Source organism: Adhaeribacter swui (assembly GCF_014217805.1).
In the GTDB taxonomy this organism is placed as follows: Bacteria; Bacteroidota; Bacteroidia; order Cytophagales; family Hymenobacteraceae; genus Adhaeribacter; species Adhaeribacter swui.
Genome location: NZ_CP055156.1, coordinates 99,688 through 119,271 on the forward strand (window position 1 = coordinate 99,688; position 19,584 = coordinate 119,271).

Genomic DNA, 19,584 nt, shown 5'->3' on the forward strand with positions numbered 1-19,584 from the left:
AAATTTTTAAAAATTTTCTGAAATGAAGAATCAGGATTGGATTAAATAACTGGCCGCAGCCTCATCTGTTTCTTTAACCGTAAAAATATTGTTCAGTTTGGTAATAATAAGAAGTTTACGAATTTGCTCGGAAGGATTTATCAAAACCATTTCGCCTCCGCGGTTACGAAACTTAGTTAACAAAGAAACCAACACTCCAATGCCACTGCTATTAATAAATCTAACCTGAGATAAATCTACCGCACACAGTAATTTTGTTTCGTTAATACTATTATTAACTAACTCAATTAGTTGCTGAGAATCCGGACTACCTATTAAGTCTCCTTGTAATCGAACGTAAACAATATCCTTAGTTACCGTACTTTCCAATTTCATGTATTCTGCGCCATATTTTTAGCCCGGCAATCCGCACAAATGCCGTAAAGGTTTAAAGAGTGGTGCAAGATATGAAAATTTAATAGTTCGCCTACCATGGTCTGAATATTATGAATCCGAGGGTCGCAAAACTCTACTACTTTGTGGCATTCCGTACAAATAACATGATCGTGCTGCCGGTAGCCGTACGATTTTTCGTATTGGGCTAAATTCCGGCCAAATTGGTGCTTACTTACCAAATCATTTTCTACCAATAAATCTAAGGTATTGTAAACGGTAGCCCGGCTTACCTGGTAGTTTTTATTTTTCATGCTGATATAAAGCGACTCCACATCGAAATGGCCGGTCCGGGAGTAAATTTCTTCCAGAATAGCGTACCGTTCCGGGGTTTTCCGTAAACCCTTGCTTTCAAGGTAAGCTGTAAAAATTTTTCTTACCTCGTTAAATTTTACTTGATCTAACACTTTTTTCGTCTTTCGTTAAAAATTTAAAAAACATACTTATCCAACACTTCAGAAATTGTGGTAAACAATCAGAAACTACAAAACCTTATTACTAATTGTTTATCCTACCTTTAAGAATCAAAGCGCTCTACTAAGATAACGCCATTTACCCGATTTAAGCGTTGAATAAGTTTTTCGAGATGGCTGGTATCATTAACAAACACCATTATTTTACCATCAAAAATTCCATCGTGCGAATCTAAGGTGATAGACCGCATATTTACTTTTAAGCTGTTCGAAATAACTTTGGTTAAGTCATTTACCATACCTACCCGGTCGGTACCTTTAATGCGGATACCCGCTAAAAACACCAACTCGTACTGATCGGTCCATTTCGCCTTTACAATGCGGTTCCCGTAATTAGACATTAACTCTACCGCCTTCGGGCAAGAAGTCCGGTGAATAATAATACCTTCCGTTTCTGTTTCAAAGCCAAACACATCATCGCCCGGAATGGGGTTGCAACACGTAGCAATAGAATAGGCAATTTTAGAGGTATTTTCGCCGATTACTAACATATCCGAAGTAACGCCGCGTATTTTTTGCACTTCTTTATCAAAGCTTTTCTGATCAAAATGCTCATTTCTGGGCCGCTCCAGAACTACGTTATAATCAAAAATTTCTTCTTTAATATCTTTTATATCAATTTTATTGATGGCGATGCGGTAGTAAAACTCCTGCGGATGCGGTATATGAAAAAAAGTAAACAAACGATTTAAATTAGAAGGAGTAGGTTCTACTTCTAGTTGCTGTAAGCGTTTTTCCACTAAAGTTCTACCTTCTTCTGCTTTTACCTTGCGGTCTTCGCGCAAAAATTCTTTTATTTTAGATCGAGCCCGCGATGTTGTAGCAAATTTCAGCCACTCTTCGGAAGGACGTTGTTTTTGAGATGTAAGAACTTCTACCTGGTCGCCGTTATGCAAGCGGTAACTTAAAGGCACCAATTTCTGGTTTACTTTAGCCCCGATACACTGCGTGCCTATTTGCGTATGAATTTCAAAAGCAAAATCTAAGGCGGTAGCTTTGTCCGGTAAAATTATCAACTGCCCTTTTGGCGTAAACACAAAAACTTCTTCCACGAATAAGTTTTTCCGGAAGTCGTCCATAAACTCTAAAGCGTTGGAATTGTTCATCTCGAGCATATCCCGCACCTTATTAATCCATTGCTCTAAACCAGATTCGTGGCCATTACTGTTTTCGCTTTTGTATTTCCAGTGGGCAGCGTAACCTTTTTCGGCAATGTCGTCCATGCGTTGGCTCCGGATTTGCACTTCTACCCACTGGCCTGTCCGGCTCATTACTGTGGTATGTAGCGATTCGTAGCCATTTGCCCGCGGCGTACTAACCCAATCGCGCAACCGGTCTGGGTTAGGTTGGTAAAAATCAGTTACAATAGAATAAACCGACCAACAGGCTGCTTTCTCAATTTCTAGGGGTACATTTAAAATAATCCGGACAGCAAATAAATCGTAAACCTCGTCGAAGGTGATATTCTGTTTGCGGATTTTTTTAAGAATAGAATAAATAGACTTTGGACGACCCTTAATTTCAAAATCAAAGCCTTGGCGCTTTAACTCTTCTTCGAGGGGCGCTACAAATTCTTTGATAAATTTATTACGGGCAACTTTAGTCTGCCGGATTTTATTTGTAATCTCCCGGTAGGTATCGGTATCGGTATATTTTAAATATAAATCTTCTAACTCGGATTTGATAGCGTATAAACCAAGACGGTGTGCCAAAGGAGCATACAAATACATGGTTTCGGATGCAATTTTTAGTTGCTTGTCACGAGCCATGCTATCCAAGGTACGCATGTTATGCAGGCGGTCGGCTAATTTTATTAAAATTACCCGAACATCGTCCGAGAGGGTTAACAGCATTTTCCGGAAATTTTCGGCCTGCTGCGACGTGCCATAATCAAAAACCCCCGATATTTTAGTTAATCCCTCAATTATCCGCGCCACACTCGGGCCAAATTCCCGCTCAATATCTTTAATTTCGAGTTCGGTATCTTCTACTACATCGTGCAATAAAGCAGCCACAATAGAGGTAGTACCCAAGCCTATTTCTTCCACGGCAATTTGGGCTACGGCTAAGGGGTGCAAAATATAAGGCTCCCCCGATTTACGACGCATATTCTTATGCGCCTCTAAAGAGGTATTAAATGCCTTTTTAATAATTTTAGCGTCATTGTCCTTTAAAAAAGGTTTAGCATATTTCAGCAACCTCCGGTAATGACGCAATATTTCTTTTCGCTCTTCTTCTGGATCAATCATTATATAAAGATGCGTTTCGCAGTAGTATTTTAAACTATTACTTTTTGAAACACCTGGAATTTTTTAAAATTTATACCAAATGTAATTATCTACTAAACAAAAAAAACTAAGGTAACGTGCCTATTTTAAATTTGGCGGTATAAACTCCTGTGTACCTTACATACGGTTTGTGGTAGTAAGTAAATTTAAGATTTAACAAAATTTTACTTTAGGCTTTTAATTAATTAAAAATAATTTTTAAAAAACTACAATGCTATTTGCTTTTAGCTTCAGGTTTAATACCTTTGCAGCACAATTACAAGCCCTGCGGATGTGGCGAAATTGGTAGACGCACTAGACTTAGGATCTAGCGCTGCGAGGCATGGGGGTTCGAGTCCCTTCATCCGCACTTCAGCACCCTCAACATACCCGTGTTGAGGGTTTATTTTTAATGCATTATCCCATAACCTAAATTTTGTAAGCCTTGAACATTACCTTAAATCAGAACGACACAACCAATGCAAACTTAAAAGTTGTATTGCAGGAAGCTGATTATGCTCCTAAAGTTGACGAAAAAATAAAAGAATATACTAAAAAGGCTCAGATCAAAGGATTTCGCCCGGGCAAAGTTCCGGCTGGCCTTATCCGTAAAATGTACGGCAAAAGTATTTTGGCTGAAGAAATAAACGGTTTACTTTCTAAATCAGTAAACGACTACATTAAAGAAAATAACATTCGTATTTTAGGCGAACCCCTACCGGACGAAACCAAGCAAAATGCCATTGACTGGGACAATCAAAAAGATTTTGAGTTTGATTTTGAATTAGGTATTCTTCCTGATTTTGAATTAAACCCAGCAGCCGGCGAAACCCTGGATGCTTATAAAATTGAACTGGACGAGGAAACCATTAACCAGGTACACGAGCACTTACAGCGACAATACGGCGAAACTGCTAACCCGGAAACTTCTGAAGCCAATGATTATTTATCGGGAGAACTGCGCCAGTTAGAAGGGGAATTTAAAACTACTACCCTGCTGCCTATTAATAAAATCAAGAAAAACCAAGAGCAATTTATTGGGGTAAAAGCCGGCTATGTTATCACTTTTGATTTACAGGAAGTTTTTGATAACGATGCCAGTGCCATTTCGCACGTGACCGGCGTTAGAAAAGCAGAAACTGCCGAATTAAAAGGCAACTTTGAATTTGCGGTAGAAAAAATTAATCGTACGGCTGCTGCCGAATTTAACCAGGAACTATTCGATAAAATTTTCGGGAAAGATGCCGTTACCACCGAAGAAGAATTCAACAACAAGCTTCGGGAAACTTTAGCCGAAAATTACCAACAAGAGGCCGACAAAGTTTTAAAAAATAAACTGGTTGAAAAACTGGTTAAAGAAACTGAAATTACGCTACCAGAAGAATTTTTTAAAAAATGGTTAGCGGTATCTAACCAAGGTAAGTTAACGCCAGAGCAAATCGAGGAAAACTTTGAGCAATACAAAGACGAACTGAAATGGTCAATGATCCGCAATAAAATTGTAGAAGAAAACGACATTAAAGTTTCGAACGAGGAAGTGGTAAATGCTACCAAGGCTAAAATGTTTGCGCAGTTTAACATGCCGGAGATTTCAGATGAATTAGCGGATACCATGAACGGTTACATCGACAATTATCTGAAACAAAATAACGGCCGTAATTACATTAACGAGTACGAAGCCATTTTGGCAGAAAAAGTATTGGATGTATTAAAAGACAAAGTTACAGTAGTCGAAAAGTCAGTAACGGCCGACGAATTCCGTAATTTATCGTTCTAATTACACTTTTTTTAAAACAAAAAGCTTAAAAAGTCCTTATAATAAGGACTTTTTTATTTTTGCATGATTTCTGTTATTTTACCCGGACAAGTTATTAGTACCTAATACTTATAATTCATCATTTAAGAACCTTATTCTATGTACAATAAAGAAGAATTCCGAAAATTTGCCGTTAAAGGTCAAGGATTGAGCGGTTTAGGTGTAGATCAGTATTTAAGCCACGTAGAAAACTCTACGAATATGCACCGTATCGAAAGCATGACTCGTTCGGTAATTGAGGAACGCCCCACCAACTTCCGCGAAATCGACGTGTTTTCGCGTTTAATCATGGACCGTATTATTTTCCTGGGTACCCAGGTAGATGATTTTATTGCCAATATTATTACGGCCCAATTACTTTTCTTAGAATCATCTGACTCTAAAAAAGATATTTTATTATACATCAACAGCCCGGGTGGATCGGTATATGCGGGTTTAGGCATTTACGACACCATGCAATACGTAAAACCCGATGTAGCTACCATTTGTACCGGTTTAGCAGCATCTATGGGGGCCGTATTACTGTGCGGCGGCGCTAAAAACAAGCGTTCAGCTTTACCCCACGCCCGCGTAATGATTCACCAACCCATGGGTGGTACCCAAGGCCAGGCTTCTGATATTGAAATTACGGCTCGCGAAATTTTAAAATTGAAAAAAGAACTGTACGAAATTATTGCTTCGCACAGCGGTAAAAGCTACCAGGAAGTACACGACAACTCTGACCGTGACTACTGGATGCGCGCCGATGAAGCCAAAGAATACGGCTTAATCGATGAAGTTTTAGTTCGCCCGACTGCTTAATTTTTAAAAATTTGCCATTTTTAAGCTTACCTTAACAGCCGTTAGGGTAAGCTTTTTTTGTGTTTAACAAGAAAAATTACGGTAGTAATAAATCGGAATCAGAAAAATTAGCCGTAAACCCTAAAATAGCAATTGCAACAAATCTTGTTTAATGCCGGCCCAAGGTTGGTTTAGATTGATAGTACAAACGCGCACCTTTTTATTGCTTAATGTGTACTCCAGATTTAATGATTGGGTAACTACCGGGTATAACAGCATTCCTTCCAGTGTTTGCTCTTTATTATCAAGTAACGTATTTTGCAAGTAGGCGAACAGTTGGTATAAATGTTTGGAATGCAGTTTATCCTGCTGGTAGTGCGGCAGTAAAGCTTTTTTGTAATACTTCGTATCAATAATAATTTTCCGCGAAGGAGCGTTAAGGGAAATATCAGTAAACATAACCGGCAAAAACTGTTGCGCTTCTTTATTTGTACCCTGCCCCTGCCAGGTAATTTTCTCGGATTTTACCTGAAAAACTTTCTGCTCCCGCCGATAAAAATTACGCACAAAAGCCTCAAATATACTGGCCATCTGCTTTTTATCAGCCAAAAACGATTTACTTGTAAAACCTAGCCCCTCGGTAGTAGGCAATAAGTTTTGCCGGATAAAGGCGCAGCACTGCAATATAAACCGGTAACGTTCGGATTGATGCCGCGGCAAAGCTAGTTGCTCCGTTGTTAGTAAAGCAGGTGCAATTACTTGAACCGGAGTAAATACCGAGAGTAGCCATTCTACCTCTTTTTTAAAATTTACAGCTAATTCTGCGGTTTGTTTTAATTGCAGGAGTGTAGTTTTAATAATTTGATTCGGTAAAATATCGGGGCTAAGCTTTTCTACCGAACAAATGGTTTGCCCCACCATGGCTTTTTGATTTAACCCGAATGTTTCGTTTAGTAATAACTTACCCTTAATACCTTTAAGCTGGCGAGTTTGCGGCAAATACGCCGTAGCTAAACCTAAATTAGCCAACTTGCGAACTTCCGGCAAAAGCATCCGGGCCAATAAGTTACTAATATGCTCTCCGGCTTCGCTCCCTACAAGCTGCAAATCGAGAATTATCTCGGCTTTGTCCCAGGCATAACTAAGCAGGTAGTAAATATTCTGGATGGGAATACTCATGAAGCCGGCAACTGTAATTTTTTAAGTTGCGCCGCTATTTGCTTGGGGTTATCAAACCAATATTCTTCGAGTAAAGGAGTTATTTCGTTTTCCACGATACCGTTAAACCAAGCTATTCCCGCTCCTTTTGGCAGATTACTAAAATAACTATGCCCGATTTGAAAACCGGCTCCTAAAGCAGCATCCGAACTAATAACTTCATTCAGTTTATGAATGCTTATTACAATATGCTTTATAAGATCTGCTGATACGTTCTTAGCGGCTAAGTATTGTTCAAAACGTTCCCCGAACTGGGGCTCCATTTTAAAAAAAGCAAACCGTCGGCGTAAGGCATAATCCAAAAGTACTAAAGATCGGTCAGCCGTATTCATGGTGCCAATTACAAACACATTTGCCGGAATATAAAAACGTTCGCTGCCCAATTGCCCGTAAGTAAGCGAGGTTGCAAACTCCGGTCCACGCTTATCTGCTTCCAGCAGAAATAACATTTCCCCGAAAATACTGCTCACATTACCCCGGTTGATTTCTTCGATTATAAAAAAATAGCTGTGGTTTACATCGGCGGCGGCCCGCTGGCAAAAATTAAAAAATACGCCATTGGTTAATCTGAATTTCCCTTCGCTATCCGGCCGATAACCCTGAATAAAATCATCATAGGCGTAATTACTATGAAATTGCACTATTTCCATTCGAGCCGCATCCAGATCGCCTTGTTCTAAATAAGCCAGTCGTTTTGCCAGAAAAGATTTACCTGTACCCGGCGGCCCTTGCAAAATAATGTTCTTCTTACGTTGCAAAACCGCCAGTAAACTCTGCAGTTGATGTTCCGATAAAAATATTTCTTGTAAAGCCTGTGCTAAGGTATAAACGGGTATTTTTTTAAAATTATAGGCTATTTCGGGCTCGGCAACAAACGCGGCCGGCACCGGATTACTCAGGGCCAATGCAATTTCGGCCGAAGCAACTACTTCAGTTATTTCTTTTTCATCGGCGGGCGGCGGTAAAAATAAAGGCTGCTTGGTAACCACCGAAAATCCTAATTTTTCCAGGTAAGTATTAACGGTTACCCCCGCCGAAATGGCCCATTCGGTGGCGGTTCCGCTGGCTATTTGGTGCGCTAAACGCACTAATTCGCGGGGTGGGTAACGTTTACCTTTATAAACTACATCGTAAACCGTAGAAGCGCGCATGCGCGTTTGCTGGTGATCAATATCACTGATCGCCTGCAAAATATGCTCCCGGGTTATACTTTTTAGTTTAAAAGTAGCCATATCCTTTTGTTACCCTTTCAACGTACAAGTTTAGGGCTTAGGTTCCAGAAAAAAGAATAGTATTTAAACAAGTTTTTTTCCAGCCGAAATATAAACCTATATGTTTAAAAATTAGAAAAATTCAAAAAAAGATTTTAAGCATACTAAAAACAGCTAAATATCTAACATACAATATTTTAAATATTAAGAAGGTGTTAATAAAAATATGTAACCGTAAAATTTCTATTTAGTACCTTTGTAAAACATTACGTTAAAATTACTTTTTACTAATAATAATTATATGGCCGATGTAACGTGCTCTTTCTGCGGCAAAACAAAAAAAGAAGTTTCTATCATGATTTCGGGCATTAATGCCCATATCTGCGAACGGTGTATCGGCCAGGCGCAGCAGATTTTAAACGAAGAAAACAAAATTCGCTCGAGTAGCCGCTCTCCTAAATTTAATTTGGTAAAACCAAAAGAAATGAAGGAGTACCTCGATCAGTTTGTAGTGGGCCAGGATGAAGCCAAAAAAGTAATGTCGGTGGCGGTCTATAATCATTACAAGCGCTTAATGCAAACGGTACAACCCGATGATGTGGTGATTGAGAAATCGAACATTATTATGGTGGGTGAAACCGGTACCGGTAAAACTTTTCTGGCCCGGATGCTGGCGGGTATTTTACAAGTGCCATTTTGCATTGCCGATGCTACCGTTTTAACCGAGGCGGGCTACGTGGGCGAAGACGTGGAAAGCATTTTAACCCGTTTACTGCAAGCTGCCGATTATAACGTAGAAGCCGCCGAACGCGGCATTGTGTATATTGATGAGATTGATAAAATTGCCCGCAAGAGCGATAATCCATCCATAACCCGCGATGTGAGCGGCGAAGGGGTACAACAGGCCTTATTAAAATTATTAGAAGGCACTTCGGTAAATGTGCCCCCGCAAGGCGGACGCAAGCACCCGGAACAAAAAATGATTACGGTGAATACCGAAAATATTCTGTTTATCTGTGGCGGTGCTTTTGTGGGTATTGATCGCTTAATTAAAAACCGCATGAATGCCAAACCAATTGGTTTTTCAAAATCGGCGGCCGAAAGCCTGGATAACAATGAAAATTATTTACGTTACATTTCGGCTCAGGATTTAAAAACATTTGGTTTGATTCCGGAATTAATTGGTCGTTTGCCGGTTCTAACGCACTTGAATCCCCTGGATAAATCTACGTTGCGCTTAATTTTAACCGAGCCTAAAAACTCGATAATTAAACAATATAAGCGCTTATTCGAGATGGAGAATATCAATTTATCTTTTGCCGAAGAAGCTTTAAATTACATTGTAGAGAAAGCGGCCGAATATAAGTTAGGCGCCCGGGGCTTACGGTCTATTTGCGAAGGCATCATGACCGAAGCAATGTTCGAGCTACCTTCGCAGCAAGGTACCCACGACTTAGTGATTGACCTGGAATACGCCCGCCAACAGTTTGAGAAATCGTCGTTAAAGCAATTAAAAGTAGCTTAATTTAGATACTAGATATTAGAAGCTAGACGCTAGATTTTAGATGTAGAGTAAATTTTTTAAAATTTTAATTTCTGATTAAAACAAGAGCGGCTCCTGATTATTCAGAAGCCGCTTTTATTTTAATATATGTTCAAAGCCAAGTAAAATCCAGTGTCTAATATCTAGCGTCTAGTGTCTAGCGTCTAGTTTCAGATATTGTACCATTAATTGCGCGGCTTTATTGGCTGATTTGGCTTCGCCTAATAAATGACGTAACTCCTGATAATCGTTTTTTTGTTGCTGAATGACGGCCTCATCTTCGGTTATTTTTTTAAGTTCCGTTATTATATTCCGGCCCGTTAATTCTCCTTGAATTAATTCTTTTACCACCGCTTTATCGGCAATTAAATTTACCAAAGAAATATACGGCACCTTTATTACGGCCCGGCCAATCCAGTACGAAATAGCGCTGGTGGTGTAGCAAACAACCTGGGGCACGTTGAACAAAGCTGTTTCTAAAGTAGCGGTACCCGACGTGACCAGCGCAGCCTGCGCATTCGCCAGTAAATCGTAAGTTTGGTCGGTTACAACACTTAAGTTTTCTCTTTTAAAATTGCGGTAATAATCGGGGTTAAGGTTAGATACTGCTGCTACCACAAACTGGTACTGCGGAAAGGCGGGCAACACGCTGAGCATAATGTACAAAATCGATTCGATTTCTTGCTTACGACTGCCTGGTAAAACCGCAATAAGAGGCTTATCGGGTAAGTTATTCTTTTCCCGGAAATGCACAGTTGGCTGATGTTCCCGCACCATATCGGCAATGGGGTTACCAATGTAATCTACTTTATAATCAAACCGGCCGTAGAACGCCTCTTCAAAAGGCATAATCACGAACATCCGGTCGACGATTTTTTTTATTTTATGTACCCGCCCTTGGTTCCAGGCCCAGATTTTAGGAGAAATGTAGTAGAAAACTTTTAAGCCTTGTTCTTTCACGAATTTGGCAATCCGTAAGTTAAAGCCCGCGTAATCAACCAGAATGACTACATCCGGATTATAAGCCAGAATATCGGCTTTACACTCCCGCAAAAAACGGGAAATTTTAAAAATATTTCGGGCCGCTTCTATAAAGCCCATAAAAGCCAACTCCCGGTAATGCCGTACTAATTCGCCGCCGGCTGCCTGCATCATGTCGCCGCCCCAACACCGGAACTCTGCTTGCGGATCTTGCTGCCGGAGTTCCTGCATTAACTTAGCCGCATGTAAATCACCCGAACGCTCGCCCGCAATTATGTAATACTTCAAAGTGGTAGATGGTTGATTTTCTGAAATTTTAAATTTTTAAATTTTACGCTGGTTAAGCTTTAAACCATGTTGGATTGCTGAATGACTAACTAAGTAAGCCGATAATTTTAAAGTATACAGACTAAACTATTCTGCCACAGAACCAACTGTAAAATTACTCACCGAAATATTCTACAAAGTTGCGGGGTGTTTCGTACAGCTTCAGGCTATGCAATTGCGCCGAGGCCGAAATTTTAGAAATAAGTGGCTGCAGAATTTTCCAGAACTCAATTACCAAATTCTCCGTGCTGGCCAGTTTGCCTTCCATAAAAGCTACATCTAAATTTAAATTTTTATGATCTACTTTTTGGATGATATTTTCGCGGATAAGAACGCTGAGTTTTTTTAAATCTATCACAAAACCGGTATCCGGATCGGGGTTGCCCTTTACCGTTACTATTAATTCGTAATTATGCCCGTGCCAATTAGCATTAGCACATGGTCCGAACACTTCTTTATTCTTGGCCATTGACCAATTCGGGTTGAACAGCTTATGCGCCGCATTAAAGTGTTCTAATCTGCTTATATAAACCATTAGCTAAAATAATATTGCTTTTTCAGAAGCAAATATACGAAAAAAGGCACCCCAAAGAACGAAGTTATAATCCCAATTGGCAAACCGGCCGGCGGATAAATAAACCGCGATAAAATATCGCAGCCCACCAGAAATATACCGCCCAGCCAAGCACATATTAAGAGGTTATTTTTGTACGTAATTCCTAATAAGGCCCGGGTTACATGCGGAATAATAATGCCTACAAACCCCACTGAACCCGCTAAAGCTACCGAAAAGCCACATAATACCGCAACAGTAACTAAAATAAGCCAGCGTGTTCGAACGACATGCACTCCTAAGGTTTGCGCCCGCTCGGAGCCCAGCAATAAAGCATTTAATTCTTTCATCTGAAACCGGAACAATAATAGCCCCAATATTAGGGCAATCGCTGGATAAGGTAAATACTCCCAATTGGCCCGGCCAAAATCGCCCATCGACCAAAATAAAATAGATTTGATGTTACTCTCGGAGCCGGATAAAAAAGTTAATAAGCTAACCAAAGCCGTTAAAAGTGAACTGACCGCAATGCCGGCTAATAATAACTGCGCCGGTATTATTTGCCCTTTACGGTAACCTAAAGCAATAACCAAAACAGTTACGCCAAAAGCGCCCACTAAGGCAAAAAAAGGCGGCAGGTAAATAGCCCCCCAGGTAGTAGCCAATAAGCCCGAAATACTGAGCGAAGCCCCCAGGCTGGCACCGGACGCGGTACCTAAAATATAAGGGTCGGCTAAAGGGTTATTAACCATGGCCTGCATTAAATACCCGCAAAAGGCTAAAGAGCCGCCCACCAAAAAAGCCAGAACCAAGCGGGGCAAACGCAATTGCACAATGGCAAAATGAGAAGCATTACTGGCATCGTAATTTAAAATAGCGTCTTTTACATCGGTAAGCGAAGTATTAAAACTACCCACCGATAAACCCGCTGCTAACCCAATGAAGAGCAAGGCTAATAACAAAAAATAGATGCTTAGTTTTTTCGTCAAAATTTAAGGAAAGATTGCAGTTCACGAACCGACTCGACCACCCGCGGACTGGGCCGCGACATTAAATCGTCGGTGGCCTCGTAAATCTGGCGGGTTTGGTACGCCGTAACCCGTTTTAGTTCGGGGTATTGTTTAAAAAAAGTACTGTCCATTTTTCCGAAAGAACCGCCAATAATTACATCGGGGTTAATTTTTAAAATATACTCCCGGGTTAAAGCCGGAAAAGGCTGCGCCATTACTTCCGTAACAGCATTCTCGGCCCCGATTAAGTGTAATTTATCAGTAAAAATAGTATTGCGGCCGTACACGTAAATAGGATCGTTCCAGGTTATGGCCAAAACTTTGGGTTTATATGCGGGGCGTTTTTTTTGCCGGACAATAGTTTTAAGCTGTTTTTGCAACGAATCGCTGTAGTACAAAGCATAGGCATCGCGGTGCACCAGGCGGCCAATATCGCGCAACCGGTCAAATATATCAGTTACTTTCTCGAAAGTCTGAAAATAAACGGGAATTCCCAGTTCCTGAATGCGGGCGGCTACTTCCGGGGGGGTAATGCCATGCACCGTAAAAATAATATCCGGCTTTAACTTCACCAGCGTTTCATAATCCATGGGGTAATTGTTTACCACCGGCTTTTCTTTTACCTGCTCCGGATAATCGCAATTTTGCGTGCGGGCAATAATCTGGCTTTCGTCGCACACCGCAAACAACATTTCGGTGGTAGACGGCGCCAAAGCCATAATGCGTTTCGGATAACGCGGAATTTTTAATTTTCGGCCTAAATCATCGGTTACCGAAATGTATTCTACCTGGGGTAATCGCTTGTTCTTCGCATCGGATTGGCAACCCATAACCACCAAACCTAAAAGTAAAAATAAGAATCCGGGCCAGCTTACAACCCGGTTTAATCGGAACAACAATAACGGCATTGATTAAAATTTAAAAATTTTAAATTCTTCTATTGTAATATTTAAAGCATTAAACCAGCGGCTTGTATTTTGGAATCGCCCGAGGTAGTATTTTTTTCGTAAATTTAGCGCATAAGTTCAGAACAGATTGTAAATAAAAATAGAATTATGATAATAGTAACCGGTGCGGCAGGTTTTATAGGTTCTTGTTTGGTGAGCAGGCTTAATGCCGACAACTTCAACGATATTGTGGTGGTAGATAATTTTTCGATCGCTAAAAAAGAAAACAACTTACGCGGCAAAAAAATTAAAAGGTACGTAGACCGTAACGATTTATTTGATTGGCTGGCCGAAAACTACGAAGAAGTAGAATTTATTTTTCATTTGGGTGCCCGCACCGATACCACCGAAATCAACAAAGATGTTTTTGATTTATTAAATTTAAATTATTCTAAAAAAATCTGGGAAGCCTGCTGCGAGTACCAGATTCCGTTGGTGTACGCCTCGTCGGCGGCTACGTACGGCGCCGGTAAATTAGGCTACGACGACGATGAAGCCATTCTGCCTTTGTTAAACCCGTTAAATGCTTACGGTGAATCGAAGCATGATTTTGATAAATGGGTTTTGCAGCAAACGGCTAAACCGTTTTTCTGGGCTGGTTTAAAGTTTTTTAACGTGTATGGCCCCAACGAGTACCACAAAGGCCGCATGGCTTCGGTTATTTTTCACGCTTTTAACCAGATTAACGAGAATGGCCGATTAAAACTTTTCCGGTCGCACCACCCCGATTTTAAAGACGGCGAACAAATGCGCGATTTTGTGTATGTAAAAGACGTGGTGGAGGTTTGTTATTTTCTGATGCATTTGCGCCAGCATTCCGGCATTTATAATTTAGGCAGCGGCAAGGCGCGCACCTTCCTGGATTTAGCTTTTAATACCTTTACCGCCATGAACAAAGGCATTAACATTGACTTTGTAGATACCCCGCTGGTAATCCGAGATAATTATCAATATTTTACGGAAGCCAACATGCAAAAATTAAAAAGCATCGGTTTTACCCGACCATTTTACACCCTCGAAGAAGGCATAACGGATTATGTGCAGCAGTACTTAATCCCGAATAAATATCTCTAGAAAAACAAAACCCCTCTTGCATGCAAGAGGGGTTTTGTTTTAAACTGCTAGCTTATCAGAAAAGCAAATTTTTAAAAATTTTGCTTTTTGGTAACGCTAATGCGCATCTACGGGCAGCTTCACGTTCTTTTTAAATTTCTGTAAATACAACAACGGAATAGAACATAACATAATCATCCCGGAAACCCAGTACGCATCAATGTACGATAAGAGCATGGTTTGTTTAATTACCATACCTTCAATGGCTTTATAAGCTGCTTTTTGCGCCTCTAAAAACGTATAACCTTTGGCAGTAAAATTCTGCATCATCCCCTGAAAACGCTGCAAAAAGGCCGGATTGTATTCGTTTATATTTACCAGCAAATTACTGCGGTGCACTCCGGAGCGCACGTGAATTAACGTAGTAAGTAAAGCAATCCCGAATGAGCCGCCCAATTGCCGCATCATGTTGTTTAAGCCGGTGCCCTGCCCTACTTCTTTGCCTTTTAAATCCTGAATTGCCAGGGTAGTTAAAGGCACAAACAGCAAGGCCATACCAATACCCCGGATAGCCAATGGCCAGAAAAAATCCTGGGTACCCGAAGCCAGCGACGACCCGATAAGCATTTGGGAAAATACAAAGTACAAAAACATACCTACGGTAGCCATAAACTGGGCCGGTACGCCGCGTTGCAGCATTTTACCCACAAAAGGCATCATAAAAATGGTAAATAGCCCGCCGGGTAATAAGAGTTCCCCGGTTTGTTGCGCCGTAAAACCCAATAAGCTTTGGCAAAACACCGGAAACACAAACATCGACCCGTATAAACCTAAGCCCAGCACAAACGAAGTAAACATACCTACGCTGAAACTCCGGTGGCGCATAATTTTAAAATTTACGATGGGGTGCTTGTACGTTTTTTCGCGCCATATAAACAAAATGGTACCAATTACCGAAGCAGCTGTTAAAACAATAATGTATGGTGTCGCAAACCAATCTTCTGATTCGCCTTTTTCCAACACCGTTTGCAGACTACCTACAGCAACCGCTAATAAAGCAATACCCCACCAATCAATGGGGTTTCCTTTTCCTTCGCGGGGCGTTTCGCGCACAAAGGTGTAGGTAGCAAAGGCAGCCACTGCGCCAACGGGTATATTCACGTAAAATATCCAGGGCCAGGCAAAATTATCGGTAATGTAACCGCCAATAGTTGGGCCAATGGTAGGGCCCACTACTGCGCCTAAACCAAATAAAGCGGTGGCGGTACCTACTTGTTCCGGTGGCCAGGTTTCTAATAAAATAGCTTGCGCCGTAGAAATTAATCCGCCGCCGGCTAAACCCTGCAAAATCCGGAAAATAATTAACTCCTCCAGACTTGTAGCATTACCGCACAAAAAAGAGGCAATGGTGAACAAAATAATAGAGCCTAAAAAATAGTTCTTCCGGCCAAAGTAACTGCCTAACCAACCCGACATGGGCAGAATAATTACGTTGGCTACGCCGTAACCGGTAGTAATCCAGGCAATATCTTCGAGAGTGGCTCCCAAGTTACCCTGCATTTGCGGAATAGATACATTTACGATGGTAGTATCTATAAGCTCCAGCAGGGAAGCGGTAATTACCGTAATGGTAATTACCCACTTTTTTAATCCGGTTTCTGGCATATTTAATCCTCTGTTATAACGGAAACCCGTACGCTCATTCCGGGGCGTAACTGGTCCATAATTTCTTTGCTGGTATTAATTTTAATTTTTACGGGTACCCGCTGCACCACTTTCACGAAGTTACCGGTAGCATTATCGGGAGGAAGCAAAGAAAACTTAGCGCCGGTAGCCGGCGAAAAGTTATAAATCTCGCCCATTACTTTTTCTTCCGGAAAAGCATCTACTTCCACGTTCACTTTCTGGCCGGACCGTAATCTTTCCAGTTGCGTTTCTTTAAAATTGGCGGTAATGTACAGGCTGTTCTCGTTTACAATAGAAAATAAGCTTTGTCCGGCTTGCACTAACTGGCCTTTCTGCACATTCTTTTTAGAAGCAATACCTGAGGCAGGGGCTTTAACTTCGGCGTAAGATAATTGCAGTTTCGCAAAATCAATATCAGCCTGGCGCTGGTCTATGCCGGTAGTAGTTGCAACTAGTTGCGAACGCGTAGTACCTACCTGCTGGTTGGCAGCCCGGTATTGGCCTTTGGCGGCTTCCAGGTTAGCGGCGGCGGCATCGCGCTCAGCTTTGGCCTGGTCAAATTGTTGCTGGGTAATAGATCCGTCCTGAATTAAGTTGGCGTAGCGATTATAATCCTGCGTGGCTTTCCAGAGCCGGGCTTCGGCGGCTTGGATATTGGCTTTGGCGCTGGTAAGGTTAGCAGCCGTGGCCGTAATTTGCGCCTGCGACACGTTAATGTTGGCGCTGGTACCCCGGCGGGCGGCTTCGGCTTGCTCTAATCTTATCCGTAAATCCCGGTCGTCTAACTTAACTACTACCTGACCTTCTTTAACGGGTTGGTTTTCTTCAAAATTAATTTCTTGCACGTAACCGCCCACCCGGGCTACTACCGGGCTGATATCGCCGTCAATCTGCGCATCGTCGGTATCTACGTGTTTGCTAAAATAGATGTACTCCCGAATGCCGAAAATGGCACCTCCCAACAGCACTAAGCCCAGGATAATAGGAATTACTTTATTTGATTTTTTCTTTTTCTTTTTTTCGATTACTTCTGTCTCCATGACTTCCATTTATTTTTGCGAGATTTTTCCGGTTGATTTTAATAAGGTATAATAAGCGATTTCGGCGTCGGCACGGGCTAATTCTAAGTTTATTTGCGCCTGGTACAGCTCGGTTTGGGCATCTACCCGTTCAATGGCTGTAGCCACTTTATTCTGATACTGCGAGGCAGTAGTCCGATCGTTTTCCTGCGCCTGGGCAATGGCAGTTTCCAGAATGGTAATGCGTTCCAAAGCTTTCACGTAGTTCTGGTAATTCTGGTTTACTTCGGTTTTCACCTGGTCCGTAGCCAGGTCGCGGTTAATATCTACCTGGGTTTTCTGAATGCGGGCTTCGCTCACTTTATTTTTGTTGAGCCAGAGTTTATCAAAATTCCAGGCAATGGTGGCCCCGGCAGTTACGGGCGCTAAAAAGCCATTGGCTTGCGGCAGAAACGGACCTTTAAAATTTAAATAATAAGCATTGGCCCCTACCAGCACCGATGGCTGCACATCTGCTTTTAAAGATTTAATGTTTAAATCGGCTACCTGGCCGTTTAGTGCCAATGATTTTAATTCCTGCCGGTTTGCTAAAGCCGATTCCATAAAAGTAGCTAAAGCCGGAGTTTGGTTAGTAGCCGGGGCAAGTTGTTCGGTTTGTATATCGGTATTTTCGGGCAAGCCCAATAAAATGTCTAGGTTATAAACCACAATCTTGCGGTTGGTTTCTAAATCAACCCGCGAGAGCTCTACATTGCTGCGTTGCAGTTGAAAGCGCAATACATCGTTTTTGGTAACAATACCTTGCTCAAAAAACCGCTGTGCCTGCTTTATTTGCCGATCAATGGCTTGCAGGTTTTGCTCTACTACTTTTTTGCTTTGTTGCAGCTTATATAAGTTGTAGTACGCATTGGTAATGTTGTATACAATATCTTCCTGGTCTTTTTCGGCATCCAGTCGGGCTATTTCGGTAAGCAACTGGGTACTTTCGCGGGCGTAGCGTAGTTTGTTACCGGCAAAAATAATCTCCTGTAAACCGGCCGTACCAATAGCCGCATTGGCGTGCTTCGGCAGGTAAAACGGCTCCGCTTCGGGCGTTAACTGCACTTTATTGGTTAAAATTTCGGCGTGGTTGTAGGTATAACTTACGCTGCCGGTGGGCAAACGGCTATCCTGGGCCTGGTTATACCGCGAGATAGCCTGATCAATTTTGGATTGGGCTAATTTTAAATTTTTGCTATTCCGGACCCCTAAATCAATGGCTTCGGATAAAGAAAGTACTTTAGCATTTTGATCCTGGGCAGGCGCCACTAAAACGTGGAAATTTAAAAAAATAACCACCCACAAACTGCGATACCAGAAAGCTTGTTTCGGCTCTGGCAAACAGAAAAAGTTTAACTTCATTTTTTTAATAAATAAGCTTGTAAAAAATCCTGTAAAAAATGTTTCATGCGGGGTTTTAAAACTTCCATTACGTTTTCACCGGTAAGGTCTACTTGTAACAGCCGCGACGAAATATGAGAAGAGTTAGAGATGTAGTATTTAGTACCTAATATGCTGGCAATCGTCATTTCTGCATCCACGGGCCGGAACGAGCCATCGTCAATACCTTCCTGAATAATGTCTTTTAAAACCTTGGTATTTTGCAGTACTTGTTCGGTAATGGTTTGCGTAATCTCGGGGCGTTGGTTTAAAGATAACTCCCGTTGTATTAACCGGTGAAAGCCATTATTTTTTAATACGCGTTCCAGGTAAACATCAACGGCTTGCATTAACTTTTCCCAGGCAGAAATAGGCTTTTCTTTAATAGCCAGTAAAGCCTGGCGCAAAACATTAATCCGGCGTTCCAGAACAGCTTTTAGTAAACCATCTTTAGAGCCGAAATAATAATTAAGCATGGCCATATTAACGCCGGCTTCCGTGGCTAAATAGCGGGTAGAAGCCCCTTCGTAGCCCAATTCACTAAAAACCCTTTCTGCCACTTCCAAGATATATTCTTTTTTATCTTGCTTCACAACACTTGCTTGTTAGTAATTACCATGCAAAATTAATCAATCGATTGATTAATAGCAAAAACTTTGTGCTTTTTTATTACTTATTTTCAGGCAAAATGTTAGACAAACCGCAACAGAATTTATCTGGTATTTTTAATTTTTTAAAAAATCGGATTATATACTAACACATTTTAAATACAGAATAAAAGAATTATCCGTATTAATACGGAAGCAGCAATAGGTTTTGCTTGTAGTTAAAATGAAAAGAATAGCTTTG

The 19,584-nt window shown here is 41.3% G+C and carries 17 protein-coding genes and 1 tRNA gene; 5 read left to right on the forward strand and 13 right to left on the reverse strand.

All coding sequences use genetic code 11. The features are described 5' to 3' along the window. Window positions 1-30 precede the first annotated feature (30 nt). The 3 genes from HUW51_RS01590 to HUW51_RS01600 all read right to left on the reverse strand — a co-directional run bounded on the left by HUW51_RS01590 (window position 31) and on the right by HUW51_RS01600 (window position 3,154). Complete coding sequence (locus tag HUW51_RS01590; protein WP_185272252.1) at window positions 31-375, reverse strand: STAS domain-containing protein; 345 nt, start codon at window positions 373-375, stop codon at window positions 31-33. Beyond that, window positions 372-839: a Fur family transcriptional regulator gene (locus HUW51_RS01595; RefSeq protein WP_185272253.1), complete on the reverse strand. Its 468-nt coding sequence runs from the start codon at window positions 837-839 to the stop codon at window positions 372-374. Before HUW51_RS01595 ends, HUW51_RS01590 begins: the two co-directional genes overlap by 4 nt. Before the next feature lie 110 nt (window positions 840-949). Further along, window positions 950-3,154: a RelA/SpoT family protein gene (locus tag HUW51_RS01600; protein WP_185272254.1), complete on the reverse strand. Its 2,205-nt coding sequence runs from the start codon at window positions 3,152-3,154 to the stop codon at window positions 950-952. 306 nt (window positions 3,155-3,460) lie between these two features. Between HUW51_RS01600 and HUW51_RS01605 the strand changes: the two genes are divergently transcribed. The 3 genes from HUW51_RS01605 (at window position 3,461) to HUW51_RS01615 (ending at window position 5,789) form a co-directional block, all read left to right on the forward strand. Next, window positions 3,461-3,542, forward strand: a tRNA-Leu gene (locus HUW51_RS01605). A gap of 75 nt (window positions 3,543-3,617) precedes the next feature. Next, entirely contained in the window at window positions 3,618-4,949 is a 1,332-nt protein-coding gene (tig, locus tag HUW51_RS01610; protein ID WP_185272255.1) for a trigger factor, read from the forward strand. Window positions 4,950-5,087: 138 nt separating this feature from the next. Continuing rightward, a complete protein-coding gene (locus tag HUW51_RS01615; protein WP_228466900.1) occupies window positions 5,088-5,789 on the forward strand; it encodes a ClpP family protease in 702 nt (233 codons plus the stop codon). Between the two features lie 120 nt (window positions 5,790-5,909). Here the strand turns inward: HUW51_RS01615 and HUW51_RS01620 are convergent, their stop codons facing one another. Then, window positions 5,910-6,947 carry a 5-methylcytosine restriction system specificity protein McrC gene (locus HUW51_RS01620; protein ID WP_185272256.1) on the reverse strand — a complete coding sequence of 346 codons (1,038 nt, stop codon included), beginning with the start codon at window positions 6,945-6,947 and terminating at the stop codon, window positions 5,910-5,912. Next, window positions 6,944-8,218 carry an AAA family ATPase gene (locus HUW51_RS01625; protein ID WP_185272257.1) on the reverse strand — a complete coding sequence of 425 codons (1,275 nt, stop codon included), beginning with the start codon at window positions 8,216-8,218 and terminating at the stop codon, window positions 6,944-6,946. Before HUW51_RS01625 ends, HUW51_RS01620 begins: the two co-directional genes overlap by 4 nt. Window positions 8,219-8,498: 280 nt before the next feature. On the opposite strand from HUW51_RS01625, the gene clpX reads away from it, so the two are divergent. Beyond that, window positions 8,499-9,722, forward strand: a complete 1,224-nt coding sequence (clpX, locus tag HUW51_RS01630) for an ATP-dependent Clp protease ATP-binding subunit ClpX (RefSeq protein WP_185272258.1) — start codon at window positions 8,499-8,501, stop codon at window positions 9,720-9,722. A gap of 168 nt (window positions 9,723-9,890) precedes the next feature. Here the strand turns inward: clpX and lpxB are convergent, their stop codons facing one another. The 4 genes from lpxB to HUW51_RS01650 form a co-directional block, all read right to left on the reverse strand. Beyond that, window positions 9,891-11,009 carry a lipid-A-disaccharide synthase gene (gene lpxB / locus HUW51_RS01635; RefSeq protein WP_185272259.1) on the reverse strand — a complete coding sequence of 373 codons (1,119 nt, stop codon included), beginning with the start codon at window positions 11,007-11,009 and terminating at the stop codon, window positions 9,891-9,893. A gap of 154 nt (window positions 11,010-11,163) precedes the next feature. After that, window positions 11,164-11,583 (reverse strand): 6-pyruvoyl trahydropterin synthase family protein, encoded by a 420-nt coding sequence (locus HUW51_RS01640; protein ID WP_185272260.1) that lies wholly within the window; start codon window positions 11,581-11,583, stop codon window positions 11,164-11,166. After that, the gene (locus HUW51_RS01645) at window positions 11,583-12,590 is read right to left on the reverse strand and encodes a FecCD family ABC transporter permease (protein WP_185272261.1); all 1,008 of its coding nucleotides are present in this window, start codon (window positions 12,588-12,590) and stop codon (window positions 11,583-11,585) included. Before HUW51_RS01645 ends, HUW51_RS01640 begins: the two co-directional genes overlap by 1 nt. Further along, window positions 12,587-13,519: an ABC transporter substrate-binding protein gene (locus tag HUW51_RS01650; RefSeq protein WP_185272262.1), complete on the reverse strand. Its 933-nt coding sequence runs from the start codon at window positions 13,517-13,519 to the stop codon at window positions 12,587-12,589. The genes HUW51_RS01645 and HUW51_RS01650 overlap by 4 nt, the downstream gene beginning before the upstream one ends. Window positions 13,520-13,666: 147 nt before the next feature. Between HUW51_RS01650 and rfaD the strand changes: the two genes are divergently transcribed. Further along, the gene (gene rfaD, locus HUW51_RS01655; RefSeq protein WP_185272263.1) at window positions 13,667-14,632 is read left to right on the forward strand and encodes an ADP-glyceromanno-heptose 6-epimerase; all 966 of its coding nucleotides are present in this window, start codon (window positions 13,667-13,669) and stop codon (window positions 14,630-14,632) included. Window positions 14,633-14,728: 96 nt separating this feature from the next. Here rfaD and HUW51_RS01660 read toward each other — a convergent pair whose 3' ends face one another. From HUW51_RS01660 to HUW51_RS01675, 4 genes are read right to left on the reverse strand one after another with little or no spacing between them, the layout of a single operon-like run. Beyond that, on the reverse strand, window positions 14,729-16,276 hold the full coding sequence (locus HUW51_RS01660) for a DHA2 family efflux MFS transporter permease subunit (protein ID WP_185272264.1): 1,548 nt from the start codon (window positions 16,274-16,276) through the stop codon (window positions 14,729-14,731). 2 nt (window positions 16,277-16,278) lie between these two features. Beyond that, window positions 16,279-17,337: an HlyD family secretion protein gene (locus tag HUW51_RS01665; RefSeq protein ID WP_185272265.1), complete on the reverse strand. Its 1,059-nt coding sequence runs from the start codon at window positions 17,335-17,337 to the stop codon at window positions 16,279-16,281. A gap of 9 nt (window positions 17,338-17,346) precedes the next feature. Beyond that, window positions 17,347-18,717, reverse strand: a complete 1,371-nt coding sequence (locus tag HUW51_RS01670; protein WP_185272266.1) for a TolC family protein — start codon at window positions 18,715-18,717, stop codon at window positions 17,347-17,349. Continuing rightward, complete coding sequence (locus tag HUW51_RS01675; protein ID WP_185272267.1) at window positions 18,714-19,328, reverse strand: TetR/AcrR family transcriptional regulator; 615 nt, start codon at window positions 19,326-19,328, stop codon at window positions 18,714-18,716. Before HUW51_RS01675 ends, HUW51_RS01670 begins: the two co-directional genes overlap by 4 nt. Window positions 19,329-19,584 lie beyond the last annotated feature (256 nt).

Coding starts and splice junctions, on each gene's coding strand:
- HUW51_RS01600 (WP_185272254.1), bottom strand. CDS start 3,154: ATGATTGATCCAGAAGAAGAGCGAAAAGAAATATTGCGTCATTACCGG.
- HUW51_RS01670 (WP_185272266.1), bottom strand. CDS start 18,717: ATGAAGTTAAACTTTTTCTGTTTGCCAGAGCCGAAACAAGCTTTCTGG.
- HUW51_RS01660 (WP_185272264.1), bottom strand. CDS start 16,276: ATGCCAGAAACCGGATTAAAAAAGTGGGTAATTACCATTACGGTAATT.
- HUW51_RS01620 (WP_185272256.1), bottom strand. CDS start 6,947: ATGAGTATTCCCATCCAGAATATTTACTACCTGCTTAGTTATGCCTGG.
- HUW51_RS01615 (WP_228466900.1), top strand. CDS start 5,088: ATGTACAATAAAGAAGAATTCCGAAAATTTGCCGTTAAAGGTCAAGGA.
- HUW51_RS01590 (WP_185272252.1), bottom strand. CDS start 375: ATGAAATTGGAAAGTACGGTAACTAAGGATATTGTTTACGTTCGATTA.
- rfaD (WP_185272263.1), top strand. CDS start 13,667: ATGATAATAGTAACCGGTGCGGCAGGTTTTATAGGTTCTTGTTTGGTG.
- HUW51_RS01625 (WP_185272257.1), bottom strand. CDS start 8,218: ATGGCTACTTTTAAACTAAAAAGTATAACCCGGGAGCATATTTTGCAG.
- HUW51_RS01640 (WP_185272260.1), bottom strand. CDS start 11,583: ATGGTTTATATAAGCAGATTAGAACACTTTAATGCGGCGCATAAGCTG.
- clpX (WP_185272258.1), top strand. CDS start 8,499: ATGGCCGATGTAACGTGCTCTTTCTGCGGCAAAACAAAAAAAGAAGTT.
- HUW51_RS01650 (WP_185272262.1), bottom strand. CDS start 13,519: ATGCCGTTATTGTTGTTCCGATTAAACCGGGTTGTAAGCTGGCCCGGA.
- HUW51_RS01665 (WP_185272265.1), bottom strand. CDS start 17,337: ATGGAGACAGAAGTAATCGAAAAAAAGAAAAAGAAAAAATCAAATAAA.